Here is a 3,914-nt window from a genome sequence, read left to right on the forward strand (position 1 = left end):
ATGGAACTTGTAGAAAAATGTATTAGTGGTGAGGCTTCATCTATTGATTTAGGTCATCAGTATGATATTTCTTCAGGGCTTTTAAGAAAGTGGATTAGGATGTATAATGCCAATATAGAACTTAAGGATTACAATCCAAAACAGGGGGTCTATATGGCAAAAGCAAGACGTAAAACTACTATTGATGAGCGCAAAGAGATTGTCAATTATTGTATTGAACACAATCGCAATTATAAGGAAACGGCGGTGCTTTATGATGTTTCTTATAGCCAAGTATACTCGTGGGTAAAGAAGTATGATAGTGATGGTGAAGAAGGTTTAGTTGACAAAAGGGGTCATCACAAAATAGATGATGAGGTTGATGAATTAGAGCGTTTACGAAGAGAAAATGTGCGCTTAAAACGTCAGTTAGAAGAAAAGGATATGGCTGTTGAACTCTTAAAAAAAGTGAAAGAATTCGGAAGGATGTGAGGCTAGGCAAACAGCGCCACGAATCAAAATACTTAGCGATTGAAGACTTCAACACAAATAAAGGGTGGAGCATTAGCTGGATGTGTCATCAGCTCGGCACTACGAGGTCTGCATTTTATAAATGGAAACATAGAATAGTTCCAGAACAAGAACAATTAAACAGCGAAATTGCGGAATTAATTAAAGAATATGACGAACGTTTTTCACATATCTTGGGATACCGAAGAATGACCGATTGGATCAATCTTTTCAATCATACGAATTACTCAAGAAAGAGAATTCACCGAATTATGAAAATACTCGATATTCACGCTTTTATCCGTAAGAAAAGGAAAAAATACAAGACTGCCAAGCCTGAAGAAACTGCAGAAAATAAGTTATCAAGGAACTTCTATACGACTGCTCCGAATAAAAAATGGGTAACAGATGTTACAGAGTTTAAGATTCCTAACTCTCATAAGAAACTTTATCTTAGTGCCATACTTGATTTATATGACCGCTATCCTATTGCTTTTGTCATAAGTGGTCGAAATGACAATCGGCTAGTCTTCAAAACATTTGACAAAGCCATTGAAAAAAATCCTACTGCGAAGCCTATATTTCACAGCGATAGAGGGTTTCAATATACCAATAAGAACTTTCAAAAAAAGCTGAAAGATACTGATGTGATTCAATCCATGTCAAGAGTAGGCCATTGTATTGATAACGGACCAATAGAAGGTTTTTGGGGAATTATAAAATCGGAAATGTATCAGATATATGAGATTTCAGATGAGGCCTCCCTCCGATATGCCATCAAAGACTATATCCGATTTTACTGTCAAGAGCGTCCACAAAGTAGGTATGACTGTAAAACGCCTCTAGAAGTAAGAAACGTTGCCTTATCATCAGAACATCCTTTGTCATACCCAATCGCTAAGAATAACAAAATTGAAAAGTACAAGTATAAGTGGTCTGCATAAAAAAACAGCCGTACATTTATTTTGTACGACTGACCTTCAAAAACAGACACTTTTTTAGATATTTAACCTGTCTACTTGACAGGGGGCATATCACTATGCGGGTGGTTTATTTGTTTCGCACCTTCGGAGCGAAACGGACTTAAAGTCACATAACAAAAGATGTGGTTCTATCAAACCACATCTTCTATTTTTAGTGTCTGTTTAAAACGATAGTCTTTAGATTGTGTTGACAAAGAACAATTAGGGTACTTCCCTAAAATCTCTCGAACAGTGGACAGACCTATACCGCGGCCCTCTCCTTTACTTGAGCGACCAAGTTTAAAGATACCGACTGTATTGATAGATTCTTGAGCAATGGTATTCTCCACTATTACTACCTTTGTCTCTCCACTGATAAGAGCAATGTTTACTTCTTTAGCACTGCTATCCAGACTAGCTTCAATAGCATTATCCAAAAAAATAGACAACACTGTTATGAAATCCAACAATTCCATCCTCGATACTTCAAAGATATCACTGACCTCAAGGTGAATGGTAATAGACTGTCCCTGTGCTTCCAAAATTTTACTAGCCAGGACACCTTTAACAGCTTCATCTTTAATATTAATCAAGTTGGCAATTTCGTACTGTTTCCCCTCAATCCGAGTCTTTGTTTTTTCAAGAATGTTATCGTAGATATCGGAAATAATAGCCATATCCTTGGAGTCAATGCCATATTTGATACTAGACAAGACATTTAGGTAATCGTGCCTGAAGCGACGAAGATCCGTATAGAGTTGCTCGATTTGTTGACTATAATGAGCCAAATCACTCATTTGCCTATCTTTTTGGAGTAGGACTTCTTCTTTTAGTCTCTCACTGAAGGTCGCATTGATATAAACAAGGGTCGCAAGAAAGAGTAAAGCATAGGTCACCACGAGATAAACATGCCAATCTCTTCCTCTAGGGCTCTGTTGCACAAAAAAGGTAATATATTGGAGAAGGAGGGCATAAGATAACATTGATATATCTATAAGTAATAAAAAGTACTTTGAAAATGACTTTCGAAAACCATAGTTCAATGCTTTGAAATCCACTTTTAAGGTCTTAATGATTAACCAAAACACAGGAAAGACTAGCAACTCAATGACAAGGTTTAAATGAAAATGGTTAAGTACAATCAGATAATGACGATTGATGACCAAGGCAATCCCATAAATAATAAGATTGTGAACAAGACTTTCTATGATGATTGGAAACAAGCCATAGAAAATATCTAATAACCTATTGCCATAACGATTTCTGTAGAGGGAATAAACAACCAAGAAGGCATGCCCTAAAACATAGGATAGCGTTGGAGAGAGCACAAACAAAAATCGGATAATCAAGGGGATGATGATATACCATCTTAGCTTTATCTTCTCGGAGGTAATGTATTGATAAATGAGAATAAAGAGGATAATCTCCGCTAAAAAATCTAGATTATCCAACAAAAAATTGATTGCTGTCATAGGCTGATTCTCTCAAGCAATTTCTTTAGTTTCAACTTTGAAACATAGCAAACGCCACCATTTTCAAAATAGACTGTCCCCGTACTTTTATCTAATTTGATGATATTTTCTGGATTGATAAGGAAAGATTTGTGGCATTTAAACAGTCTAGGGTCACTCTTTTCAATTTGAGAGAGACTGCCATAAAACTCAATCTGCTCCTCTTTAGTATAAAGGATAACCTTATGAACAATATCTGACGTCTCAAAGTACAAGATATCATGAAAGGGAACCTGAATAACGGTCTTAGCATTCTCAATCCGAAAAGCGTCTTCTGGATTCTGACTCTGTATCTTTTTGCAGGTTAATAAGATAATACTTTCCACACGCTTTTGAAAGTCCTCACCCTCCAAAGACTTATCAATAAAGTCTAGAGCTGCCAGTTGGTATTGAAAAGTTAAGGGAAGATACTCTGAATGGGTCGTGAAGAAAACAATATTGGCATAGGGATCATTCTTGCGAATCTGCTTAGCAACCTCCAAGCCTTTTTTAGTATCGTCTTTAATTTGAATGTCCAAGAAAAAGAGCTGATGAGACCCTCGCTCGGTAATAGACTCTAATAGCTGATTGGGTTTGTCAAAAACCTCAAAGTCGCCCACTTTAATATTATTTTTCTTAAGAATCGTATGAATAACCTCTTCAATACGATTTTGTTGGATAAAATAATCCTCTAAAACATAGATGTTAAGCATAACATAACTCCTCTAGCATAATCTTAAGATAGATCCAAGGTGGAGCAGTTCCTTTAATAAACGAATCCCTCTTATTCAAAATGAGATTTATTGTTCTCTTTACTTATTTTACATTTTTATTACAAAAAAGACAATGGTTTGTAACATTTTTCGCTTCAATCAATTAAAAAACACCCCACAAAGTGAACTGCACCCCAAAAGTTAGACAGAAAAAATCTAATTTTTGAGGTGTTTTTATTATGAAATTAACTTATGAGGAC

At 35.9% G+C, this 3,914-nt stretch carries 4 protein-coding genes; 2 read left to right on the forward strand and 2 right to left on the reverse strand.

Annotation, left to right across the window (positions count from 1 at the left end; translation table 11 throughout):
- On the forward strand, positions 1–471 hold a 471-nt coding region (locus H7T98_RS10080), incomplete at its 5' end, for a helix-turn-helix domain-containing protein (protein WP_201061845.1).
- Positions 468–1,433: an IS3 family transposase gene (locus tag H7T98_RS10085; protein ID WP_201041833.1), complete on the forward strand. Its 966-nt coding sequence runs from the start codon at positions 468–470 to the stop codon at positions 1,431–1,433. The genes H7T98_RS10080 and H7T98_RS10085, both read left to right, overlap by 4 nt.
- A gap of 170 nt (positions 1,434–1,603) precedes the next feature.
- Here the strand turns inward: H7T98_RS10085 and H7T98_RS10090 are convergent, their stop codons facing one another.
- Together H7T98_RS10090 and H7T98_RS10095 are read right to left on the reverse strand one after the other, a co-directional pair.
- Entirely contained in the window at positions 1,604–2,923 is a 1,320-nt protein-coding gene (locus H7T98_RS10090) for a sensor histidine kinase (protein ID WP_155212854.1), read from the reverse strand.
- Positions 2,920–3,654: a response regulator transcription factor gene (locus tag H7T98_RS10095; protein WP_201061847.1), complete on the reverse strand. Its 735-nt coding sequence runs from the start codon at positions 3,652–3,654 to the stop codon at positions 2,920–2,922. Before H7T98_RS10095 ends, H7T98_RS10090 begins: the two co-directional genes overlap by 4 nt.
- Positions 3,655–3,914 lie beyond the last annotated feature (260 nt).

The organism is Streptococcus sp. 23.2 (assembly GCF_016648665.1).
Classification (GTDB): Bacteria; Bacillota; Bacilli; order Lactobacillales; family Streptococcaceae; genus Streptococcus; species Streptococcus salivarius_E.

What these genes read in the sequence shown, in the direction of transcription:
- H7T98_RS10090 (WP_155212854.1), bottom strand. Translation starts at nt 2,923, where the DNA reads ATGACAGCAATCAATTTTTTGTTGGATAATCTAGATTTTTTAGCGGAG.
- H7T98_RS10095 (WP_201061847.1), bottom strand. Translation starts at nt 3,654, where the DNA reads ATGCTTAACATCTATGTTTTAGAGGATTATTTTATCCAACAAAATCGT.